The sequence below is a fragment of the Algoriphagus oliviformis genome, from assembly GCF_017254915.1.
Classification (GTDB): Bacteria; Bacteroidota; Bacteroidia; order Cytophagales; family Cyclobacteriaceae; genus Algoriphagus; species Algoriphagus oliviformis.
The window spans coordinates 1-23,483 of sequence record NZ_JAFKCT010000007.1 but is presented as its reverse complement, the minus strand read 5'-3'; the positions used below and the strand labels follow the sequence as shown (position 1 = coordinate 23,483).

At 51.6% G+C, this 23,483-nt stretch carries 17 protein-coding genes; 6 read left to right on the top strand and 11 right to left on the bottom strand.

The window, feature by feature from the left end:
- The first annotated feature begins 228 nt into the window (after positions 1-228).
- From J0A68_RS15625 to J0A68_RS15605, 5 genes are all read left to right on the top strand, one after another.
- Complete coding sequence (locus J0A68_RS15625) at positions 229-1,242, top strand: iron chelate uptake ABC transporter family permease subunit (RefSeq protein WP_206579165.1); 1,014 nt, start codon at positions 229-231, stop codon at positions 1,240-1,242.
- A gap of 147 nt (positions 1,243-1,389) precedes the next feature.
- On the top strand, positions 1,390-2,385 hold the full coding sequence (locus J0A68_RS15620) for an ABC transporter ATP-binding protein (protein ID WP_206579164.1): 996 nt from the start codon (positions 1,390-1,392) through the stop codon (positions 2,383-2,385).
- Between the two features lie 165 nt (positions 2,386-2,550).
- Entirely contained in the window at positions 2,551-3,237 is a 687-nt protein-coding gene (locus J0A68_RS15615; RefSeq protein WP_206579163.1) for an MFS transporter, read from the top strand.
- A gap of 180 nt (positions 3,238-3,417) precedes the next feature.
- Positions 3,418-6,423, top strand: a complete 3,006-nt coding sequence (locus J0A68_RS15610; RefSeq protein WP_206579162.1) for a PVC-type heme-binding CxxCH protein — start codon at positions 3,418-3,420, stop codon at positions 6,421-6,423.
- A 399-nt stretch (positions 6,424-6,822) separates the two neighbouring features.
- Positions 6,823-8,064: a hypothetical protein gene (locus tag J0A68_RS15605; RefSeq protein ID WP_206579161.1), complete on the top strand. Its 1,242-nt coding sequence runs from the start codon at positions 6,823-6,825 to the stop codon at positions 8,062-8,064.
- Positions 8,065-8,884: 820 nt separating this feature from the next.
- Here the strand turns inward: J0A68_RS15605 and J0A68_RS15600 are convergent.
- From J0A68_RS15600 to J0A68_RS15575, 6 genes are all read right to left on the bottom strand, one after another.
- Entirely contained in the window at positions 8,885-10,081 is a 1,197-nt protein-coding gene (locus tag J0A68_RS15600) for an alpha/beta hydrolase family protein (protein ID WP_206579160.1), read from the bottom strand.
- Positions 10,082-10,261: 180 nt separating this feature from the next.
- Positions 10,262-10,903: a hypothetical protein gene (locus J0A68_RS15595; RefSeq protein ID WP_206579159.1), complete on the bottom strand. Its 642-nt coding sequence runs from the start codon at positions 10,901-10,903 to the stop codon at positions 10,262-10,264.
- A gap of 155 nt (positions 10,904-11,058) precedes the next feature.
- Positions 11,059-12,159, bottom strand: a complete 1,101-nt coding sequence (locus J0A68_RS15590) for a hypothetical protein (RefSeq protein WP_206579158.1) — start codon at positions 12,157-12,159, stop codon at positions 11,059-11,061.
- A gap of 140 nt (positions 12,160-12,299) precedes the next feature.
- Positions 12,300-12,728: a nuclear transport factor 2 family protein gene (locus J0A68_RS15585; protein ID WP_206579157.1), complete on the bottom strand. Its 429-nt coding sequence runs from the start codon at positions 12,726-12,728 to the stop codon at positions 12,300-12,302.
- A gap of 182 nt (positions 12,729-12,910) precedes the next feature.
- Positions 12,911-14,338: a SusD/RagB family nutrient-binding outer membrane lipoprotein gene (locus J0A68_RS15580; protein WP_206579156.1), complete on the bottom strand. Its 1,428-nt coding sequence runs from the start codon at positions 14,336-14,338 to the stop codon at positions 12,911-12,913.
- 12 nt (positions 14,339-14,350) lie between these two features.
- Positions 14,351-17,536: a SusC/RagA family TonB-linked outer membrane protein gene (locus J0A68_RS15575; RefSeq protein WP_206579155.1), complete on the bottom strand. Its 3,186-nt coding sequence runs from the start codon at positions 17,534-17,536 to the stop codon at positions 14,351-14,353.
- A 562-nt stretch (positions 17,537-18,098) separates the two neighbouring features.
- Here J0A68_RS15575 and J0A68_RS15570 point away from each other — a divergent pair.
- Complete coding sequence (locus J0A68_RS15570; RefSeq protein WP_206579154.1) at positions 18,099-18,953, top strand: oxygenase MpaB family protein; 855 nt, start codon at positions 18,099-18,101, stop codon at positions 18,951-18,953.
- Between the two features lie 67 nt (positions 18,954-19,020).
- On the opposite strand, the gene J0A68_RS15565 is transcribed toward J0A68_RS15570, so the two are convergent.
- From J0A68_RS15565 to J0A68_RS15545, 5 genes are all read right to left on the bottom strand, one after another.
- Positions 19,021-19,374 carry a hypothetical protein gene (locus J0A68_RS15565; protein ID WP_206579153.1) on the bottom strand — a complete coding sequence of 118 codons (354 nt, stop codon included), beginning with the start codon at positions 19,372-19,374 and terminating at the stop codon, positions 19,021-19,023.
- 105 nt (positions 19,375-19,479) lie between these two features.
- Positions 19,480-20,124, bottom strand: coding sequence for a dihydrofolate reductase family protein (locus J0A68_RS15560; protein ID WP_206579152.1), 645 nt, complete (start codon positions 20,122-20,124; stop codon positions 19,480-19,482).
- A 153-nt stretch (positions 20,125-20,277) separates the two neighbouring features.
- Positions 20,278-20,718, bottom strand: a complete 441-nt coding sequence (locus J0A68_RS15555) for a hypothetical protein (RefSeq protein ID WP_206579151.1) — start codon at positions 20,716-20,718, stop codon at positions 20,278-20,280.
- Between the two features lie 6 nt (positions 20,719-20,724).
- Positions 20,725-21,270, bottom strand: coding sequence for a hypothetical protein (locus J0A68_RS15550; protein ID WP_206579150.1), 546 nt, complete (start codon positions 21,268-21,270; stop codon positions 20,725-20,727).
- A gap of 1,344 nt (positions 21,271-22,614) precedes the next feature.
- Positions 22,615-23,076, bottom strand: coding sequence for a hypothetical protein (locus tag J0A68_RS15545; RefSeq protein ID WP_206579149.1), 462 nt, complete (start codon positions 23,074-23,076; stop codon positions 22,615-22,617).
- Positions 23,077-23,483 lie beyond the last annotated feature (407 nt).

The window sequence follows — 23,483 nt, the reverse complement described above, 5'->3', positions numbered from 1 at the left end:
ACAATCGATACTGAATCAAAACCCATAAACTGCATCCTCATGAATGCCACGAATCGATCCCAATTCGTCATTGCGAAGGGTTCTTTTGCGTTCAAAAGTTTCTTTCTGCCGCAAAAACCCTGAAGCAATCTTACCACGGAACAGATTGCTTTGCTCCTGCGTCGCTCGCAATGACGCAACAATCCAATACCTTGGTCGGTGTCCCCACCGACCGAAAGCCAAACCAAAATGCGACCCTACCTCTTCCCCATCGGCCTCCTGATCCTCGGACTGAGCTTCCTGCTCAATCTGGGCCTCGGCTCAGTCATGATCCCTTTCGGCGAGATCGTGTCGGGACTGCTGTCGGGAGACTGGAACAAGGCCTCCTGGGAGCAGATCATCCTCAACTATCGCCTTCCCAAGGCGTTGGTGGCCATTTTCGCAGGCATTGGACTTAGCCTGAGTGGCTTGCAGATGCAGACGTTTTTCCGAAATCCCCTCGCAGGCCCCTTCGTCCTGGGCATCAGCTCCGGCGCTGGATTGGGCGTGGCGATTTTGATCTTGGCAGGCTCCGCATTTGGCTTTGCGATCAGCGGGATCAACTCCTGGGCCATCGCCGTCGCTGGGGTGTTGGGAGCAGGACTTGTGCTTTCCGCGGTCTCTCTGGTTGCCTGGCGGGTGAAGGACAGCATGACCCTCCTGATCGTCGGTCTGATGTTTGGCTCGGCCGTTTCGGCGGTGATTTCAGTGCTTTCCTACTTCTCGGGAGCGGATGCGCTGAAGCTTTTCACCGTCTGGTCCATGGGCAGCCTGGGAGCCCTGGCTTGGGCGCAGGTCGGCATTTTGGCCGTATTGATCGTCATTGGCTGCATCCCCGTGATCGGCTCCATCAAATCCTACAACGCCCTCCTGCTCGGGGAAATCTACGCGAAAAGCATGGGCATCCACACTGCCACCATGCGCTGGGTGATGATCGCCAGCACGGGAATCCTTGCCGGAGGGATCACGGCATTTTGCGGGCCGGTAGCCTTTGTAGGCATCGCGGTACCGCATCTGGCGCGGATGGTCTGGAAAAGCTCCGACCACAGGGTCTTGTTTCCGGGTTCGGCCCTGATTGGAGCCATCCTGCTGCTGCTCTGCGACGCGGCGGGGCAGCTTCCTGGCATTGCCAGCACCCTTCCGATCAATGCGGTGACCTCGCTCGTCGGGGCTCCCATTGTGATTACCCTGATTTTGAAAAGGAATTTTAGCCGGGATTTTTGAGAAAATGAAAGTGCACGGAGCTCGCAACATAAAAACGAACACAAGTGGATTGCAAAATCCCCCTAGCCCCCTTTTGCAAAAGGGGGAATGCGTCGATTCCTACATCTTGGGCTATTCCCAAGACTCAAAAAAATTTCCCTCCAGCAAATGACTGCTTTTCGGAAACATATCGCACTGGAAGGGAAAGGGCTTTCGCTAGGCTACCTCCACAAAAACACCAAAAAGGAAATCCTGCACGGCTTGGATTTCCAACTTTTCCGCGGCGAACTCACCTGTCTCCTTGGCCCCAACGGCGTGGGCAAATCCACGCTGATCAAAGCGATTTTGGGACATATTTCCCCTTGGCAGGGCCAAATCCTGCTGGAGGGAAAACCTATCCAAACCTTCAATCCCGAGCAGCTCGCCAAGCAAATCTCCGTAGTCCTCACCGATCCTGTCTTCCCCGGAAATATGACGGTAGGGCAGCTCGTAGCTCTGGGCAGGACGCCACACACGGGCTGGATGGGAAAGCTGGCACAAACAGACCGGGAGATCGTCGAAAAGGCGCTTTTTGACACCAAAACCGAACCCATCCGCGACGAGCGCCTCAGCGAAATCAGCGATGGACAGCGGCAGAAAGCCATGGTGGCCCGGGCTTTGGCACAGGACGGGCAACTCATCATCCTCGACGAACCCACCGCCCACCTCGATCTGGAAAACCGTCTGGAGCTCATGCACCTCCTGCGGGGCATCGCCCGGGATCAGGGAAAAGCCGTGCTCGTGGTGACCCACGACCTGGACATCGCCCTGGAGACGGCCGACCGATTTTGGCTCATAGGGCGGGAGCGGAAACTGGCCGCGGGCATACCCGAAGACCTGATACTTTCCGGAGAGATCAACCGCCTGCTTCCCGGCGACAAATTCCACTTCAGCCCAGAGCGGGGAAAGGTGGAAACCAAAGACCAATTGGCAAGCGACTGGAAAATCGAGGGGGATAACGCCTGGGTTTTTTGGGTGGAAAAAGCCCTTTCCAAAGCCCGAATTCCCGCTGTCTCTGATCCGATTTTTATAAAAAGCGAACCGCTTTCGCTTGAATTTCGCGGCAAGTCCTTTGGCAGTCTTTCGGATCTTGTTCTTTTTCTAACTAAAGACTCAAAGGTCTAGGCGAGGACATTTTCCTTTAGACAAGAGCAGGTTAGTAAGAAAAATTCTGTTTACCTTATTTACTCTTACACCGGAAAGGGGAAGCTTGGCTGTGCGCCTTCCCAACACCTTGGGCCGATGCCGACTACCCTGGCTCGGCTTCAGTGACGGTGAAAACTTTTAGCTATGGATTTGCAAAAACTAATCGACGACTACCTCGAAGGCAAGATGAGTCCGGAGGATCAGCGACTTTTTGAAGATCTGATCGAGGAAAATCCGAAGTACAAAGCCGAACTCGTACAAGAAACCAACGGCAGGGCTGCGCTGCAGCTGGCCGAAAAACGTTCCCGCAAACGTCCTGGCAAGCTAAGACCATGGCTTTTTCCCGCCTTGATCGCTGTCATTCTCGTGTTGGCGGGCTACCTGCTGTGGATCACGCTGGGCAAAAGCCAGGGAGAAAAGCTATACGCCCAGTACTACCAGACCCTCCCTAACCAAATCAGCACTGCGATGCTGGGTAGCGAACATACCCAACAGAAGACAGAGGCTTTCAAAGCTTTCGAGGCTGGGGATTTCGGGCGAGCCAATACGATCTTCGAAGGCATCCCGCTCAGACCAGACTCAGACTACCTGCTGCTCTATCAGGGCATTTGCCAGCTCGAGCTCGGCAGACCGGAAAAGGCCGTCCCACTGCTGATGCTGGTCAAGTCCAGCTCCGAACCCGCGTCCAAAGAGGTAGCCCATTGGTTTGCCGCCTTGGGATACTTCAAGCTCAACATGCCGGAAAGGGCAGCCCAAGCCCTGCGGGTCACTGCCGCCAATCCCAACCCCTACCAGCAGCAGGCCAAGGACATCCTACAGCAGCTGGACTAGTCGGAAAACCCAGGCATTTTTTGATTGGATAGGCAAGCCTTCGCGTGCGTTTCCGCTCCCCGGTCACGCAGGCTCGCTCCCGTTGCTTTTGCCAAAAAAGTTTACGCTTGGTAAACAGCCCCTTATCCCCTATTTTGCTTGGCAGTCTTTTTTTCCTGCCAAACCCAAAAACCTCAACCTATGAAAACCTCGATTCCGTTCTTGGCAATCGCCTCTGTCCTGATTTTTTCCTGCGAAAGCAGCAAACCCCAACTCACCGACGAAGAGTACAAAGCGCTCACCGACGAGCAAAGACGCTCCCCGGAATATGCCGTGGACGGGATCGAAATAATGGATGACAGACTGGAACTGACGCTCTTCGCCTCCGAGCCCATGCTCACCAATCCGACCAACATGGACATAGACGACCGCGGCCGGATCTGGATCACGGAAGCCTATAACTATCGGACCAACCTCAACCCCAAGAACCCCACCAAAGCGGAGGGCGACCGCATCCTCATCCTCGAAGACACGGACGGGGACGGAAAGGCCGACCAATCCACCGTCTTCTACCAAGGCACGGACATCAATGCCGCCTTGGGTATAGCCGTCTTGGGAAACAAAATCTTCGTTTCGGTCAGCCCGAATGTCTTTGTCTTCACCGATGAAAACGGGGACGACGTCCCCGACAGCAAGGAAATCCTTTTCACTGGCGTGGGCGGAGTACAGCACGACCACGGCATGCACGCCTTCACGTTCGCAGCGGACGGGAAGCTCTATTTCAACTATGGCAACGAGGGAAAGGGCCTGCACAAAGGAGACGGTTCGCCTCTTCTAGACCCCCTAGGTCAGCCGATCAATTCCGAAACGGCTCCCTACCAGGAAGGTATGGTTTTCCGCTGTGACCCCGACGGCAGCAACGTGGAGCTATTGGGCTGGAACTTTCGAAACAACTACGAACTGGCAGTGGACAGCTACGGGCGCATGTGGCAAAGCGACAACGACGACGACGGCAACCGCTCCACGCGGATCAACTTCGTGATGGACTACGGCAACTACGGCTTCAAGGACGAGATGACCAAAAGCGACTGGAGAACCCGCCGCATCAATATGGAGGACTCTGTCTGGCAGCAGCACTGGCACCTCAACGACCCCGGAGTCGTGCCAAACCTGGTGCAAAACTATGCCGGTTCGCCCACCGGGATCCTCGTCTACGAAGGCAAGCTCCTCCCCGCCCAATACCAAAACCAAGTCATCCATGCCGACGCAGGCCCCAACGTGATCCGCATGTATCCGGTGGAGACGTCCGGCGCTGGCTTCACCGGCAAGGCTGAGTTGATCCTGGACGGCAATACCCGCGACAACTGGTTTCGTCCCTCGGATGTGACGGTCGCTCCTGACGGCTCCATCTTCATCTCCGACTGGTACGATCCGGGGGTCGGCGGACACGCCGTCGGCGATCTGGACAAGGGCCGAGTCTATCGCTTGGCTCCCAAAAAGTCCAAATACAAGGTTTCCGCTCCCGACTATTCTTCGGTAAAATCCCTGATTGAGCTGCTGCAAAATCCCAACCGGGCCATCCATTTCAAGGCTTTTATGGCACTTCGTGAAAAAGGAGCCGAGGCAAAAGAAGCACTGGAAGAGCTTTATGCTTCGGAAGATCCACGCATGAAGGCCCGCGCATTTTGGTTGCTCACCAAGCTGCCTCATGGAGACGAGTACATCAAAAAGGCTGCGGCCGATTCGGATGAAAACATCCGTGTGGCGGCCGTTAGAGCGTCGAGAATCAATGGCATGAAGGATTCTGCTTTCCTTTTGGAAATGGCAGCAGACCCCTCCGCGCAGGTAAGAAGGGAAGTCGCGGTCGCGATCCGCTACGAAGACCAGCCCGCTGTCTGGCAGAAACTGGCCGAGTCCTACCAATCCGGCGACCGCTGGTACCTGGAAGCGCTTGGTATTGCGGCGGAATATCGTTGGGATTCGTATCTGTCGGCCTACTTGGAAAAAACAGGAAGCGGCTGGGTAGAATCCGCGGAAGCCAAAGACCTGGTCTGGAGATCCCGCGCTGCCAATACGACCGAACTGCTGGAGCAATTGATTTTGGCGGAAAATAGCCCCGCCGACCACCGCTACTACCGTGCCCTGGACTTCCAAAACGCGGATCTGAAAAACCAAACCCTGAAAAACCTGCTTGCCAAAGGCCAAAACGAAGACCAAGTCATCATCCTGCGCCAGGCGATTTACGATTCCAAAAAGCCTGACGCCCAACTTCTCAATCTGGCTAAAGCCGAGGCCGGGGTGATCGCCGACGACCGGGACTTTTTGGACATTGTCCGGAAATATGGGCTCAAGGATCAAAAGGATAGGCTTTTGGCAATCGCCTATCAGGAAAGTGACACGAGGTTGGCGGGTACGGCTGCGAATATCTTCACCTCCCTCTATGGCTACAGCGAGGTGGAAAAAGCCATGAAAGATCCAGACCAGGCCAAGGCCATCGCGGCCATCCGCAAGTTTGGCGTGGTGGACAATCGTGACATGGCCCTGCTCCTGGCCAAAATCTGGAGCGACCCCAAGGCTAACAACGAAATCCGAACCGCCGCCATGGAAGAAGCCAAGGGCTACAACTCCGAGCCCACGCTTTGGGAATTTGCCGAGAAAGACCAAATCCCCGCCGAGCTCCTTCCCATCGCCCAAAAGATCCTGATGTCCTCCTGGAACTCCAACCTACGCCAACTCGCCACCGAAAAATACGGGGAGAGCATGGGAACGAACTACGACCTTCCAAAGATGCTTGCTGCCACCGGCGACGAGGAGAAAGGAAAAACCCTCGCGGCCACCTATTGCACCCCCTGCCACAAGATCGGCACGGAAGGCATAGACTTTGGCCCGGGCCTCTCCGAGATCGGTGACAAACTCAGCAAGGAAGCCCTGCTCAACGCCATCGTCAACCCCTCAGAAGGCATGGGCTTTGGCTATGAAACCCAGCTGGTCAAATTCAAAGACGGAAAGGAAATCCGCTGCATCGTCAACTCCAAGACCGAAAACGACCTGATCGTGAAGCTCCTCGGCTCCGGCGAGCAGACCATCTACAAGCTGGCCGACATCGAATCAGTTACCCAACTGGACGAGTCCCTAATGCCCAAGTTCCCGCTTAGCGAGCAGGAATTGGTGGATTTGGTGGGTTATTTGGGGACGCTGAGGAAGTAGGAGGTTGGAAGTTGGGAAGTGGGAGGTTAGGATGTCCGGTGTCGGGCCGTGCGAGTCGACGTGTCAGGCTATGCGGACGCTGGTGAGCCAGTCGAACCAAGTCGAAGCCTCAGTAAGTATGAAGACGAGATGCAAACTGTGGGAAGTCCAATTCCGGCTAAAAAACTGGGCTAAACTAAAAAAACCATCATTTTTCAGAAAGTATTATATCTTTAGGATAACGCCAGCAGCGGAGAGCCTATCGCCAGAGTCTCGCCCCCTAGCCTCAAGAAAAAATAAACGCTACAAAGTGGCGCATATCGAGCCAAAGCAGGACAATAAGCGCCACTTTATGGCGCAAATAAACAAGTTTTGCGTCAGCTTAAAAGACCACACAATAGGCAACAAACAGACAAGTAAATGAGAAGTTACGGATATGGAAATAGTATAAAATCTTTCAGTGAAATAAGTAGTCATGATTTCACTCAACAGTTGGTTAACAAAATCAAAAAGGAAATAGAAAATAGAGGAAAAGAGTATATTTTAGGAGTTGACGAAGAAGAATATAAGGCTTACCTAATTGAAAACTATTCATTAGAACCTTTGTCTATTGACTACGACAGTGAAATTGTGGACAAGCCGACTGTTTCAAAAGAATGGCTTGAGGACAGATTTTATAGGGAAAAATACGAAGCCGAAGTTTTCAATTTTACAATCAGATATAACTTTGTAGGCTCAAGCGTTTTGTTTAAAGTGAAGCCGAGCAGTTGGACTATGACATCTGCTGAAATCTACGTTGACGAACAAAATAGCACGGTTTCATTCAGTTTCAAATTATACAAGAAAGACCCAGAAGAATTTAAACGGACTAAAATCGACTATCAAAGAAGAGCTTTTACAAATATCGGCAACGCAAATAAGGAAGCTACAAATTGGATGCAGTCCTTGCCAGTCACAGTGAACTCATTATTTGAGCAACAAAAAAACAAACACTTACAAGAGGACGATTTTTTTACTGCAATAAACGTAAAAGTAAATAAAGACACAACTTCAGTTTTTACTGCTCCGACAATTAAAAAGAAAATAATCCCACAACCTTCAGTTTCCAAAAATAAAGAGTTTTCCTCCGAGCCGATGATGGCCAAAAAAATGTATGACGACATTTTGAAAGTCATATACGACTTAGGAAAAAGCATGGAAAAAAAGCCCTCGACATACAAAGACAAAGACGAGGAAGGTATTAGAGACCAATTTTTATTGGTATTGGAAACCCGCTATGACAGTACGACTGCAAGCGGTGAAACATTCAACAGAGGCGGTAAAACGGACATTATTTTAAAGTATGCAAAAGATGGAAGCAACTTGTTTGTTGCAGAATGTAAATTTTGGCACGGGGCTTCGGAATTTCATAAAGCAATCTCACAACTATTTGACAGGTATTTAACTTGGCGAGACTCTAAAGCGGCATTAATGCTATTTGTAACAAACAAGGATTTTACAAACGTAATCGACACTATAAAAAAAGAAACATCTAACCATCCTTACTTTCTAAAATCTGTTGGGACAAGAGGCGAAACATCATTTAGTTTTCACTTCCATTTACCGCAAGACAAAGACAAAACAGTTTTCTTAGAAATAATAGCATTTCACTATGATAAGTAACGACAGAAAAGAAAGCCGAAAACGCATAACAGCACATTTGCAATAGGCGGGGTTTTGTGCTCCGCAGACAGTTTAGCGGTAGCCAAAAGTTTTGTGCTCTGCATAAGCATTTGAACTGAAAAACCCGCCCATCGCAAATCTGCAAAACGTTACCAGTAATACTATGAAGATTGTCGTAAATAATAAGCAGATATCAACCCGTCGGGATGTTGTTTGACTCCGACCTGAGCGTAGTTTGCCTTCGCTACAAGCCGGCCTTTCGCGAAAAAGCTTCACAGAAGCTTTTTCTACGCTCAATCCTGCTCGTCTATCCAAACGAATTTGTAATTCGATAAAGGATGTAGAATTGAATCAGTTTTACCAATTTAAAATTGGCCAGAATACTAGGAGGTAGTTGCAAACTACACCCAGCGTCCTGAGGAACTTCAATCATCGAAAGCGAAAAATTCTTGCGACGGTGCGCAAGAATTAAATCAAAGCTCGCCTAGGTATTGTTTAGCCTTTGACGACGAGCCTTAAATGGCCCGGCAAAAGGAAACCTAGGAGAGGGGTTCCTGTGGCGCATGAGACAAGATTTCTTCTTCTCTTTGTGGCCTTTGCATTAAAAAGGATGTCCGGCAGAAGGGAATTCCGTTCGGTGACCCCACCGACCGGGGCGGAAAAAGCCCTGAGGTAGGAATGTCGGATGCGGAGAGACAGGAGAAGAAAGTAACGCGAAAAGCTAACCCTAGCCGACTCCCCCTTTGATCGGAATTTCCAGTGTGGAAAGGGAAGCCCAGTCAAAGGGGGCCGGGGGGATTCTAAACCGAAAATTTCGGCCCTACTTCAACCCGTACTGCCTATCCGCAAAATCCAGAAACTTGCCCCAGTCGTAGTCCGTGAGGTCGTGCTTGCCCTCCCGCAGGTGGTAGCCCACATAGTCTTGGTGGATGGTCTGCACCTCCAGCTCGAAGTTTTCCGGAAACTCCAAGGAAATCCCATACACCTCCGAATACACCCGACTGCCTAGCTGCAGGGACAAAAACTCCCCCCTGGGGTCTGCCCAGCGGTCGTCTTTGGAGCTGCCCACATACAGCGCCCGGGGAGCGATGCTCGCCAGGAGCTGGTGCTGGTCCAGAGGCAAGTCCTCCTCTTTGTCGTTGTACTTCTTGAAATTGTCCGAAAACCAATAGGGAAAGCCCGTGTTGATGCGGTGGACGGTCTCGCCAAACCTACGCTTGGACAAGGCCGCGCCTCCGCAGCCAGACTCGTTGGAGATGGTGATCGCCCAGCGGGTGTCGTTGGCACCGGTCCACAGGGCCGCCTTGCCGCCCCGGCTATGGCCGACCACGGCTGCGCGGGATGCGTCCACCTCGGGATCCATTTCCAGGTAGTCCATCACCCGCATCGCTCCCCAAGCCCAGGCCGAAAGGCCCTTCATGCCGTTTGGCAGGCGTTTTTGCTCGGGGTAAAGCTGGTCGATGATGCCCTGGCTGTAGCGCTCCGGATCATCTGGGGAGACAAACTCGACATCAAAGATCGCCGCCGCATAGCCTCTGCCGGTGATTTGCTCCACGGGGAAAAAGCGGTTGGCTACATCCCCAGTCACTTCCTCCACCTTTCTATGGCTGATCAAGACAAACACCGGAACCGGCTTAACCGCATCCTTGGGCAGGTAGAGCTTGACCTTCATCATCAGCGTTTTTCCATTTCTGGAGACGTCGATCAGCACCTCCTTGAGCCTGGCATGGGCCGCGTGTGGATGCTCGGGAAGCGCCGCAGTCCGGAAGGCAATCTGATCAAAGTCCCGGGGAAGCTGTCCGTAGACCTGATCCGCAAACTTGGCGACCAGCTCCGGCCGCCGTCTGTACTCCCAGTCGCCAGGCCTATTGACCAGGCTGCCATCATAGCCCACCAGGACATCCGGCAAAACCAGATCCGGAACCTGGCTCTCCTCGTAGTGTATGGCCCGCTGCGCCAGCGTAGGCAGGTGGACGGTCAAAAAAAGGGCTATCGCCAGATATTTCAGCTTAGTCATAGTGCGTGGGGTTTCGGCTTTTTATCCATCGTCGATCCGGGGCAAGACCTTGATAGGTAAAAAGGCTCTGCTTAAAATACCGGAATTTCAGTGAAATAGGCCTCTCGGTTTTTCGGATTCGGGACTTTTTTCCTAAAAATGAAAAATGCTTAACCGCATGCTTCCAAGCCAAAAAACGGGCTAGAGGTCAAAAGACATCCCTTTCTTGTTCATCTCACGCCAGATTTTTTCCTGGCTTTTTTCCTCTACTATCACCGACTGGATCGTATCGACATCGATGGGGGTGAGTATTTTTTTGCATAAGCCCATTCTCCTGCAAAAACTCCTGGCCAAGCCAAGCGGCGTGATCGTGGTGGCCAGTCCGGCAATCACTTCGAGGATGCCTTGGGCCTTTTCGTTTAGCTTGAAAAAATCCACCAAAACCAGCAATACGTCCGCGATGACGGACTTCAGGAGCTCAGCAGCCAAGCCCATTTTCAGCAAAAAGGCGTAGATCAGTGCCAACGCACTCAAAATGCAGGCGAGACAGTTGCCGCCCAAACTGAGCAACTCCAGCTTCAGCCGCTTGATGGCCCGGTCAAAGGAAAAAACCAAATCGGGCATTTTCGTCTCCATCTCGGCCAGGAAGCTGATCGGGTGGCGCTCCTGTAGGTAGCGGTAGGGCGACTCCAAAAAAAGATAAACCAGATTCTTGTCCGCCTCAAAGCTCAGGAGCAGGTCGGAGACCCTATTCCGCAACTCCTCCTTCTCCGCATCGCTCAGGCGAAAGCCCTCGGGGCTAGCCTGACTTGCCGTTCCTTCGCCTGATTCGAGATCTGCCATGGTTGGAAAAAAATGATGATACCGAATTTAACAAATCCACTGATTTCCAAATACATCCGTCCCGATGTATTTTTACCAAAGCGCACTCTCCACTTGTCGAAATCATTGGGAAAGGCGTACAAGGCCGCCTTTTTCAGGCAATGGAAAACCCTCAGTCATCGCCTGAGCGCCGCCAAAAGCCCTTCTATCCTCCTCCAGTCACCGGCCAGGGCTTCGTCTATCCATTCGTTCCATCGGGCTTGGCCCTCTTGGTCGAGTCCATGGTTGACGCCTTTTTCGTAGAGCTCCTGGAGACGGTTCATCTCCCGATAGGCGTCCAGGTAGGCCTCGTTGATCTGTGCTTGGTAAAAATCCAGGCTGAGGTCCATATTTTCCAGTCGGTGGATCAGGCGATCTGCCACGATGCGCACCAGGTCAAAATGACGCTGCTCGTGGTTGAGTCCATAGGCGCTCGGGGTCTTTACCCAGGACTGATGGGGCAGCATGTACACGCTGATCTCCATAGTCTGTACCACCGATCCTGAGTCCATCAGGGACACTCCCTGCAGGGAAAAGCTCGTGAAAATCGTGGCGTTGTTTCGGCTGCCCGGATTGGGCCGAGCCCGAAAATCCTCCCAGACAAGCGGCCGGTCTGGCTGGTAGTACACCTTGTCAGCCGTGGAGACCAGCTCCGGCTCCACGATGTGGAGCCGAAAGCTTTTCGCCAAGGCCCGGTTGCTGAGAGACTGCCCCTTGATCCAGGTGTCAAAATAGACCATGGAATTGTAAAAGAGGCGGTTGAGCACCTCCTCCACCCTATTCATCCTGAAGCCGGAACGCTGGTATTGGATCGCACCTGCATAGTCCAGCAGATGGACGGGGTCAAAGCTGCCGATGACAAAAAAGCCAAGGGCCAGCTCCAGCTCCCCCTCGTAGAGCTTCGTCTCGGGATTATAGTTTTCTTTCAAAACCAGGTCAAAAACCCGGACTTGGATCTCCTTTGTGGCGGAGTCGCCTAGCTGTGTGTTTCCCCGGAAAAAATCCCTTGCCGACTCCTGCAAATCACCGGCAATCACCACTGGCAGCTTTTGTCCCGCGCGCTCATAGACCTCGCCAATCGGACCCTTGTCGATCCGATGGTCCAGCACCTCCCGATAGCGGTATTCCGTCGGCAAAGCAGGCTGCGCTCCCGGGACAAGATGTAGGATCACTCGCTGCGCCGTCGCGCCAGACAAGCTGAAAAAGAAGCAAACCAGGAAGGCAAACAGGGATCTCACACGAGGAAGATAGGGAAATTTGGAGACAGGAGCTACGAACTTTCCAGAGCACTGCCGGGAGATCACTCCTCCCCCTTTATCCTTTCTACCCAATGCCAGGCCGCTGAGCTGTCTGCAGGCTGCAATCGAGGAAGTGCCGACTAGGCAGTCGGCGTCCTAAAAGCCTGTCTGGCGAGCAGTTTCCAGCCACTTTTCTCCTTCACCCAAACCAGGAGAATCCCCAGCTGAACCTTGTTGAGAGCGCCCTTCTCAAAGACCTCAATCGACACGTTGTGCCGTACCAGCGCCAAGTCTTTCCCGTGCATCTGTACGCTTTGGTTGGAGATGTCCCACTTTCGGTAGTCGGTAGCCTTGGACTCGAATACCGCCAAAAATTGGGCTTGGTTTTCCATGGTTCCGCTGGAGTGTCCATAGCTGAGCCCTTCGGAAGTGAGCGTGCGGAGTATCGCCGCATCCTCGGCCAGGAAGGCCACGCGCATCTTTTCCACCGCGGCTTCGACTTCCTTTTCGGCTTGGGCAAACGTGTATTGGGCGCTCAGAAACAGTAGGATAAACAATAGCTTTTTCATGGATTTTGGGTTTGTTTTCGTGATTATCCGCATTTTATCCCAGTAAGGCAAATCGGACATGGGAGTAAAATCCCCGTTTGAGAAAGCCAGAGCGCCAAGGGCAAAAGCCTTTGGCACAAAAAAAGTCCCGGGAGAAAGCTCCCGGGACTTTGTCTAGCATCGGATTCGAAGCAGGCTCAGCCTTACTTCACGTCCCACCACAATTTGGTGTCCAGTCCATCCTCACCCTGACGGGATACGGCTTCCTGGTAGTTGTCGGTGTTGATGTCACGCTCAGAGGTAGGATAAGCCTGTCTCACAGGGATTTCCTTGCTGGCGTTCAGGGCATCTTTGGCAGGAGTCAAAACCGGATAGTCCAGTCTTCTCCACTCTGCCCAAGCTTCAAAGCCCTGAAGGAAAAGGGCAACCCATTTTTGGTAGCCGATTCTCTCCATGCCTGCCGCCTCAGACCAAGCCACTTCTGGCTGAGCCACAAAGGCATCATATGCAGCCTTGTTGTACACGCCGTACTGTCTGAAGGAAGCCTCGATCGCCTTGAGGTAGTGCTCTTCGGCGCTCTCGCTGATCCAGCCTTTGAGGGCGGCCTCAGCCAGGGAGAACTCCAACTGCGCTACGGTCACGATAGGAAGCTCGGCGCTTTGCTCGCGGATCGCCCCGCCCAGGTAAGACACCTCGGCGTTGGTGATGGAGCCAGCCTCAGCATTGGAGACACCGTAAGGCATAGACTCGATAGTGCCGGTGTTGGCAGCTGGATCGGCATATACCGCCAGACGGGGATCGCCAAGAGGCATCATGTAGTCGTACATGGTGTCGCTGATCGCGTAATCGACGCGGGTCAGGTATCGGGCATACCAAGGGTTTTGGTTGTTGGCCTCACCCAGGTAAGGATACATGAAGTTGGTCAGGAGGATACCTCCGGAGTAAGCTTCGGTGAAATTGGTCTGCGCAGCCTGAGGAGCCACGTCGCTCATTCTCAGGGCGAGGATCATTCTCAGGGAGTTGGCAAATCTTCTCCAGCTTTCCATGTTCCCATCGAAAAGCAAGTCACCCTCTACCGCTGCAGTTGCAGGGTTGATCTGGGCAGCAGCTTCCTTGAGCTCCTTCATCAGGTCGGTGTAGATGAATTCCTGCGAATCGTAGGAAGGAGAGAAGTCCAGCTCGCCCTGAAGCGCTTCGGTGTAGGGAAGTTCGCCCCATCTGTCAGTCAGGGAAGCGAAGAAGTAGGCCTTCAGGATTCGGGCCACGGCAATCTGGTTTTCGTTGCTACCGGAGCTGAGGACGTCGCCTTTGGTGGCCTCGTTGGTGTTCAGCTCGATGATCCGCTGCAGGTTCATCAGAGGACCTGAGTAGAAGCCGTTGAAGTCAAAGTAAACGGTCTGGTAGCGGGAAGATTCGGTGTATTGCTTTTCGGAAAGATGCTGGGCGTAAAGTACGCTGGTCGCATCTCCCACGACGCTGCTCACCGATCTCTGTGCGCCAGTCAGCAGGCCGGAAGTCAAAGGATTGGAAGGTCTGTTTGGATCCGTATTCATGTCACCAAACTCACTACAGGAGGTCAGCAGCATAGAGCCTACCAACACACCCATTACTAGTTTATTTATTTTTCTCATGATTTGTTTCGATTAAAGGCCCAGCTTGATGTTAAAACCAAATGATCTAACGCCTGGCAACTGGCCAGACTCGAAGTAAGCGTAGCCATTAGCTCCGACGCCGAACTCAGATGGGTCAAGCCCTTCTACGTTGGAGTGGATCAACCAAAGGTTTTTCGCGATCAGCGCGATGTTGGCAGTGTGGAATGGAGTCTTGGTCAAGAGGCTCGCAGGCAGGCTGTAGCCCAATCTCAATTCTCTGAACTTCACATAGGAAGCATCGTAGATCCAACGCTCGTGCATCCCGAAGAGGGAAGAGTAGTAGTCATACGCGTCCACATAGATGGTAGCGTCTGTACCGTCTTCCAACACGCCGTCCACACGTACACCACCGCCGTCTTCGACAGCGTCACGCACTGGGTTGCCTTTGTCGTTCAGACCGGCAGTTTCCTCACCCAGACCGGAGTAGGCGTTGAACATCTTGGTCACGGAGTAGAACTGGCCACCTGCCTGGAACTCGATGAATGCGGTCAGATCCCAGTTTTTGTAGCGGAAGGTGTTGTTGAAGCCACCAGTCATTTTAGGAAGGGTGGTTCCCAGTTCCTTGTTTCTCTGCTGTACATAGAATCCGTCCTCGTCGATTACAGGCTTGCCGTTGTCCGCATACTGGAAGCCAGTACCGATCAGGGTACCCCAAGGCTGGCCCACTTTTGCGTTCAAAGTCATACCCCAGTAAGCGGACTGCAGCTGTCTGTTGTCGATACCTGCGGCAAGCTCCACTACTTCGGAGGTGTTTCTGGCCGCGTTGAGCGCCATATCCCAAGAGAAGTAGCCTTTCTCGATGACGGTACCGTTCAGGGAAAGCTCGACGCCTTCGCTGCGGATGTTGCCCGCGTTGACGATCGCGCCAGTCACACCGCTGGAACCCGGTACAGTCAGGGTCATGATCTGATCCTTGTTGTCGTTTCTGTAGTAGGTCAGGTCCAGGTTCAGCTTGCCATTCCAGAATCTTAAGTCCAGACCGGCTTCATAGGAAGAAGAAAGTGCAGGCTTCAGGTTTGGATTGGGGGACGTGTTTGGCACGTCCAGGTTTGGATATGATCCGTAAGGAGTACCTACGTTGTACACCTGGGCAATCTCAAAAGGATCGATGTCGGATCCTACCTGTGCATAGCTCAGACGAACTTTACCAAAGCTCAGGAAGTCGCTGGATCCCATCAGCTCGGTAAACACGAAGGAAGTCGCGATGGATGGGTACAGGTAGCTGTTGTTGGCTACAGGAAGGGAGGAAGACCAGTCGTTTCTCAGGGTTGCATCCAAGAAGATGGTGTTTTGGTAGCCCAAAGAGGCGCTACCGTACACCGATCTTACGGTCTTGCTTTCCTTGTAGGTGTCTGTGGTAGGTCTGTCCACAGAAGCGTCGATGTTGTAGAAGTTTGGCACGGAAAGACCGCCCACGGTACCTTCGTACATGTAGGTATAGGCGTTGTTTCGGATATTACCACCAGCGGTCGCGCTCAGGGAGAGGTCTCCGAAAGTCTTGTCGTACTGGAGCAAGATCTCGTAGTTGTCCTCTTTGCCGAATCTCTGGCTCATGCCGTAGAAATCCAGATCCAAACCGCCGGAAGCGATTCTGTCTTCAATCTTCTGGTTGTAGAAGTCGGAGCGGATAAATCCGGTCACCTTAAACTCCGGCGTAAACTGGTAGCCAACGTTGATGTTGCCATATACGCGGTCACGTCTGTCTTCTGGAGCGTTTTCATAAGCCTCATAGAATGGGTTGTCCCAGTAAAGCGGACGGGGATCCAATGGGCTACGGATGTTCCAAGAGCGGTAGGTTCCGTCTGGATTTCTGTACTGACGCAGACGGTCCATGTCTATCTGACGCTGGAACCACTGGTTGAAAGAGTTGGTCGGGTTACGTCCGGTGTATCCGGAGGCAGGTCGTCCCAGACCTTCGGTTCCGGTGTAGTTGAAGTTGATCCCTACGTTCAGCTTGTCGGTGAACTTCTGGGAGCCGTTGAAGCTCAGGTTGTTTTTGGTCAACTCAGAACCTGGCATCACCCCTTTTTGGGAAATGTTGTTGGCGGAGATTCTGAAGTTTCCGTCTTGGTCACCTCCAGAGAAGGATACACCGGTGTTCACAGTGATCCCTGTGTCGAAGAAGTCGCGCACGTTGTCCGGCTGGGCTACCAATGGTCTCAACTCACCAAACTGGTCACCTGGCAACCAGGAATCCCAGTGTCTCACTGGAGTACCGTCCATTCTTGGACCCCAAGATTCGTCAGCCGCATAGTTGAGCATCTTCTGCCCGTCAAATGCCGCCCAAGACTCTGGGTGGATAGCTGGGTTGTAGTTGAAAGTCAACAAATCCTGGGTATAGCCGCCAGCATATTCGTTCTGGTAGTTAGGCAGGATGTACACGTTCTCGAAGGAAGTGCTTTGGTTGATGTCCACGCCAAGGCCTTTTTTCTTGTTGCCTTTTTTGGTGGTGATCAGGATTACGCCGTTCGCTGCACGGTTACCGTAAAGTGCCGCAGCAGTTGGGCCTTTCAGTACGGAGACGCTTTCGATGTCGTCCGGGTTGATGTCGGAGGCCAGGTTTCCGTAGTCTCTACCGGCACCGTCATTGTTCGGAGAGAAGGAATTGTTGGCGATAGGAGTACCATCTACCACAAACAGCGGAGAGCCGCCGCCCAGGGAGTTGATCCCTCTCAGACGGATGTTTTGTGTACCGCCAAGCGCCGCACCTGAGCTACCGATCACCTGTACACCGGCTACTTTACCGGCCAGGGATCCCACCAGGTTGCTTTCGCGCACGGCAGACAGCTTGTCTCCGTCCACAGACTGGATGGAAGAACCCACCGAACGCTCGTCACGAGAAACCCCGAGGGCTGTGACGATGACTTCGTTCAGCGCCTTTACATCCGGATCCAGCGTCACGTCGATGACATTGGACTCGGCCACCACCACTTCCTGGCTGATCATACCCACAAAGGAAAACTGGATGATGGTCTTTCCAGCAGGTAGGGAAATGGAGTAATCACCGTCTATTCCGGTGATCGTGCCAAGGGTCGTGCCCTTGACCAAAACGCTGACGCCCGGCAAGGGGCCTCCGTCTTCTGACGAAGAAACTGTGCCTGTGATTGTCCTGTTTTGCGCAAAAGAAAACTGCACAAAACAACCAATCAAGAAGGCTGCAAGTAATACTTTCTTCATAAGTGAAAATTTGGTTTGATAAACTCCTAAATATGCCTATTTCTTTAGACACCGTCCTAAAAAGGATACACCTGACCGGACATTTGTATTAAAAACGGACAATATCCGTGATGAACGGTTAATGATTTTTTAACAATTTTTAAACATTCGGATGGTTTTCGAGCAAAAAATGGCCTTTAAGCTAAAATTAAATAGTTATATATAGTATATCCCCATTAGTTTAATAGGATAAAATAAAATAGGCATCAATAAAATAAGAATGAAATAAAAAAGACCACAAACACACATTAACCAAATAAAAATGATAGATAACCTTAAATTGGCCAATATTAAAGGATTTGATTTTTTGGCTTTTTGAAGCGGTGAGGTGTAAAGGCGAATCGGCAACCAAAAAACGGGGATAACATGAAAAAGTTGGCACAGCTCAGCAAGGCTAAGCAGGCCTTTTGGTGACGGACGGCATCCGGACAGGTCTTTTCTCAAGCCTGCCGACAAAAAGCTAAAAAAACACCGCAAAAGCCTGAGCCAAGGCCTAACTTAACCAGCGTCAAAAAACCTACAGATGAAACCTTTTTCAACTCAGATCCAATCCCTCGACCCCGATACCGACCACGAGCGGATTTCATTTTTGCTCAGCTGCCACGTCTTTCCCTGGGACTTGGAGCGCTCACTGGAGTTTGCGCTTTTCCGCACCTTCGCCGTCCCGTCCATCTCCGGCCTGCTGGCGGAGACCGGCGAGTTCACCCAAAGGCCTCGAAAACGCTACGACGACACCGAGCTCATTCTTTTTGAAATCCTCGAACACGGGATGAACAGCCTCCGGGGCCGACAGGCCATCCGCCGCATGAATTCCATGCACGGCCGCTTCGACATCTCCAATGAAGACTTCCTCTACGTTTTGTCCACTTTTATCTTCGAGCCGATCCGATGGGTGGAAAAGTACGCCTACCGACCCATGTCGGAGATCGAGAAGCAGGGCATTTTCCGAAACTACCTGGAGCTGGGCCGAAGGATGAACCTGAAGGACGTACCCCAGACTTTGGCCGCTTTTGAGGAATACAACGTGCGCTACGAGCGGGAGCACTTCCGCTTTGCTCCCAGCAACCGACTGATCGCGGACAAGACCATAGACCTGATGCTGGGATTCTACGTGCCAAAGTGGCTCTATGGATTGGGCAGGCCCTTCATCTTTGCCCTGCTCGATGATCCGCTCAGGGAAGCCCTGCACATCCGGAAAGTCTCCGGTCTGCGAAAGTGGGTGGCGAGGAAAGGACTTGCCCTTCATGCCTTTTTCCATAGGATCAGCGGAGAACCCGAAAAGCCCGTGCTGGGGACAAGCAGAAAACGGCCGACCTACCCAGAGGGCTACCGGATCGAGGAGCTGGGGACTTTTTCCTCGGGATGCAGTGGGCGGTAGGCAGGCTAAGTTTACAGTTCCTTTGATCAGTGGGCGGCTGTGGCTGTATCGTCCTAAATACTGCCCGCTAGTCCTTCTTTCCTTTGAAAGTACCCGTCGCCATGCCGGCCAGGTCCACCTTGCCCTCCATCTCCGTGGAGCTTGCCTTTCCGTCATAGGTGATTTTGTTGCCCTCGACGGCAAACTCGATGTGGATCACCCCGCCCTTGATCGTCCCAGTCAGCGGGGCCTCTCCCAGCTGACCGCTGTAGGTGCCGGTGATTTTCTCCCCCTCCTGCTTCAGCAAAAAGGTCGGCGTGCCACTGCCCGCGTCGGTATCCACGGTCAGGTTCCATTTGCCGCTGACATCGACGGCAGTCTGCGCTTGGGCTACAAGGCCGAAAAGAAGGAAAAAAAGAAGAAGGGGAAGTAAGGGTTTCATTGCGTTTGGGGTTTATTGATTTGGGATGAAAATAGCGAAAAACCAGAGCTTCATCAGCTACAAATTTGACAATCAAACATTATGGCAAACCAGAATCTTGCGACACTAGACCTTTTTTATCAAAATATGCGTCGCATGCTCCCCCTCCACCCGCTCCACGCCCCCATAGCCTAGGGCTGGAAGGTCGATCCCGGCAAACAAGGCTTCGCCCTTGCCAAGGAAAAGCGGGGACATCGCCAGATGAAGCTCGTCGATGTGGCCACCCAGCAGAAACTGGCGTATGGTAGCGGCACCTCCGCCAATGCGGATGTCCTTGCCTTGGGCAGCCGCTCTCGCCTCGGCCAAGGCCACGTCTATGCCCTCGGTGACAAAATAAAAAGTCGTGCCGCCCTCCATGACCAGCGGCTCCCGCGGATAGTGGGTCAACACAAAGACTGGAACGTGGTAGGGCGGATTTGGTCCCCACCAGCCCTTCCACTCCCGATCCGGCCAGTCCCCACGGACGGGGCCAAACATATTGCGGCCGAGGATCCAGGCACCGAGGTTTTCAAAGCCCTTTTCCGCAAAGTCATTGTCCACGCCGACTGAGCCGCCCTCCTGCCCGATCATCTGGGCAAAGCACTTCGTCTGCCGCAGCCAATGGTGGAGATCTTCGGCACCAAGGCCCATGGGCTTTTCCAGGCTCTGCTCCGGCCCGGCCCCAAATCCGTCCAGGGAAATGGTGTAACTCATTACTTTGACTTTACCCATGATTGCAGGATTGATCAAGGACTAAAGATAGTCTTCATGCGTTTTGCTGGTCGCAGGGTTGGCAAAAAAATCAAACCTCAAACCCGCTGCAAAAGTGGCATTGGCTCCCAAAGGATAGTCCAGCGGAGAAAGCTGGAGTCGCATTTCGAGACCTTACAGCCAATTCGAAATCAGGTTCCCCTTTTTTATGGAAATCATGGACTGGATCTTGCCACCCGAAAACTTCACGTACAAATACTCCCCATTGGCATACCGCACCACCAGCAGGTCGGATTGGTCTTCCTCGGGATTGACCAGAGCCACATCGGCCCAGTCCTCCCGCGCCTGGGGGTACTTGAGCGCCTCATGGGCACCTTGGGCCAGGTTTGCCTTTATTTTCCGAAAAAGTGAATCGTAGGTCGGCGCGACCTGGGCGCTTTTGCCGGCAGGCTCAAAAGAAAAATACCTGTTCAAAAGCTCCACGGTGGCCATCGTATCGAGATCGCCATGAAACTCGGCTAGGGTGGATTCCTTACCTGAGCAAGACAACAAAAAGGCGAGCATCGCCCACATGGCTGTTTTTCTGACCGCTTCCATTATGATCGTCGTTTTCATGTCCCTTTATCTTAGATCCTGACCGAGGTTGCCGGGATTTGACCCGCCACCCTGAACCCTCACAATGCCCGGCATGTGCACATCCCAGGTCCCGTGGGTATCGGGGATGTTTTCCCCGGCGGCCTTGCCGGTCTGTATGGCAAAGTCCGCGCAGTTGTAGTCGTTTAGATGGTATTTCTTTTTGCTTGATTCCACCGATTCGATGTAGGCCAGGGCCTTGTCAAAATTCACCTTGGTCAAGATATACTCCTTGCTGACCTCATAGACGTGAGCCGAATCGTCCCGCAGCTCTCCCTTCGTCTCGAGTTGATTGGGATCGTTGGGCAGCTTGTCGGGGTAAAAGCCGACGTATATAGTGGTCTTGGTGCTGTCCACATTCAGTCGCTCCAGCTTCACAAACGCATGCCCCGGATCTATATCCAAAAAGCCTACCACCTCCCAAGTCTCCGCGTCGCCGCCTGCACCCGGCTGGTCCACCAAGATTGTCAGGGTGTACTTTAGGGCTTCCTGGTTGTCGTTGAATGCGGCCGCAATGCCCGTAAATTTCACCACAGGCGCGGTGTTGTTTTTCTTGTCCTTGCAAGATTCCAAAAGCAACATCGACCCTATCAACAGCAAGCCAATCCACTTGACCCTAACCCTATTTGAGATAGTTTCTGACATAGCCCATCCGGACGGGAGATAACTTAAAATAAGGATTTAGAGGCAGAAAGCCAAGTCAGTTCCCCCTCAATCGGCTGCCCGGAATGCCACATCGGAGCCTATGTGCGAAAAAAAAGCCCCTCCAAAGACGAGCCTAAAAAGGCTGGGAGAGCCACCCCAAACAGCACCTTTCCTTGCCGGAAATCGCTGGCGATCGCTGTTTTTTGGAGAGCGCACATTTGACTGGCTATATCGACATCGGATCGTAGAAGCCTTTCCCTAGCGACCGTCACCCATTTCGTGGAGAGGCAGTTTGACGCTTGGCTTTGAAAGCGTTAGGAAAACGTGGTTGTTAACTGCCGACTTCTATCAATTTAGCCGAAGGCCTTGAATCAAAACAGTAGACTCAATCGATTCATCTCTCAGGTGAATGAACTTTTTCCGTTCCTCATCCATCTTAAAATTGTCAAAGTCCTCTTGGGTTTCAAATTCAACCAGGTGGATCTCGTAAGGGACTTCAATATTGTTCTCTATCACGGAATCATCTTTGGGTCTAATCCGCAAAGTAAGCCGTCCGTTATATTTCAGGATAGTAGGAATAGCGATTCTTTCAAACTCGTGGAACACCTCTTCTTTCCCTTCCTTTATGTAGATCAATTGTGTCAGGTGTATCATTTATTCTTTAGTCATTTTGTTTGTTTTATCTATTTGGATGTGTTTGTAGCGAACCGCCCTGGCTATGGCAAGTGCGGGATTTTGAAACCGAATCTTTGTCCGCCAGCCCGAACATTATTTAGTTGTAATATCTTCATTTTTAAGCAGTCAACCTACATTCGCTATAGCCGATGTATGTGCCCACGTGCTTTTTTACCTTTTGATTTTTTCAAGTCGGTTAAGTGTCTCGTTTATGTCTTTTGGTTCGATAAACAATTTGTAGCAGGATTTACAGATCCAGATTTGTGGTCTGATAGAATTTCGAAACATATTTCACAATGGTCGTGAGTCCAACCATCTTCTTTCAACTCAAAATAGTTATCGTCAAATGACTGTCCTGTAAAGAGTCGACTGCCACCACCATTTCTTTCTACTAATACCTTCCTTGGGAACCAACTTCTCAATTCATAATTGTCCTGTCTAGCCCATTCAATCTGTTCAACTAAGTAATTATACTCGATTTCAACTTTGTTCGGCAGTACTAGATATGTTTTCTTGTCAGTCATTTTTGCATTGGGCACTACGGTTTCGGGCTTTTTTTTATTCGTTAATATCTTCAAATATTAGTTCGTTATCAGTTTTACTAATTGATATTCTTCTAAATGTCGGTGCGTAACCTTCACGTCCACTTGGTTCAAAATATTCTCGAACAAAGGAGTTTTCTGTCGCATAATTCTGAACAATTTTTTTACCGAAATATCGGTCAGGAGCTGATTGATACATTAATGTCTCAATGGAACCATTGTCCGATTTAAAATTATCCGCACTTTTTATTTTAGCGATTGCGTTTTGTCTATCACGTTCTGATATTTTTAATGCAAATATGTGATAGTAGTCGCCAATTGCTGACATAGATTCATTCTTTGATAATTCAAAGTCGTCTGTCAGTAAAATGCCTTGTTCTTCAACTAATTCTTTTGCTTCACTCTTTGTGAAGAGTTGGTCTTCAAAAGCAATATAAAGTCCTATTGTCAACACAAAAAGTCCGTGTGCAATTGTCAAGTATTTTGCGGTTTTTGGATAACCGAGTTTTCTAGGAACAAAATAGAATAGGAATCCAAGTCCAATTGGGATTCCTATGAACACAAAGATTGAAAGTCCTACAAATAGAATTGAGCCCAAATGTTTATTGTCTGTTAGTTGTCGTCCTAAAATTGGCTATAACGTTCTCGGGCTTTGCGTTCGGGCGGGTTTCGGAGCACAAAGCTTCAATTTATTACCAAAGTTAATTAGAAGCACAAGGCTCCAAGTTTGCACGTCAGCCCGCCTGACGCAAAACCCGTGTTGCACTAAACCTGCGGTAGTTTCTCCGATAAGCAGCCCAAAAGCGGTAATTTTTTGATTCATTCTTAACCGTTTCAATCATGAAAAAAAAGAAAACCTCCTCCAGGCCGCCTGCTCCAAGATAG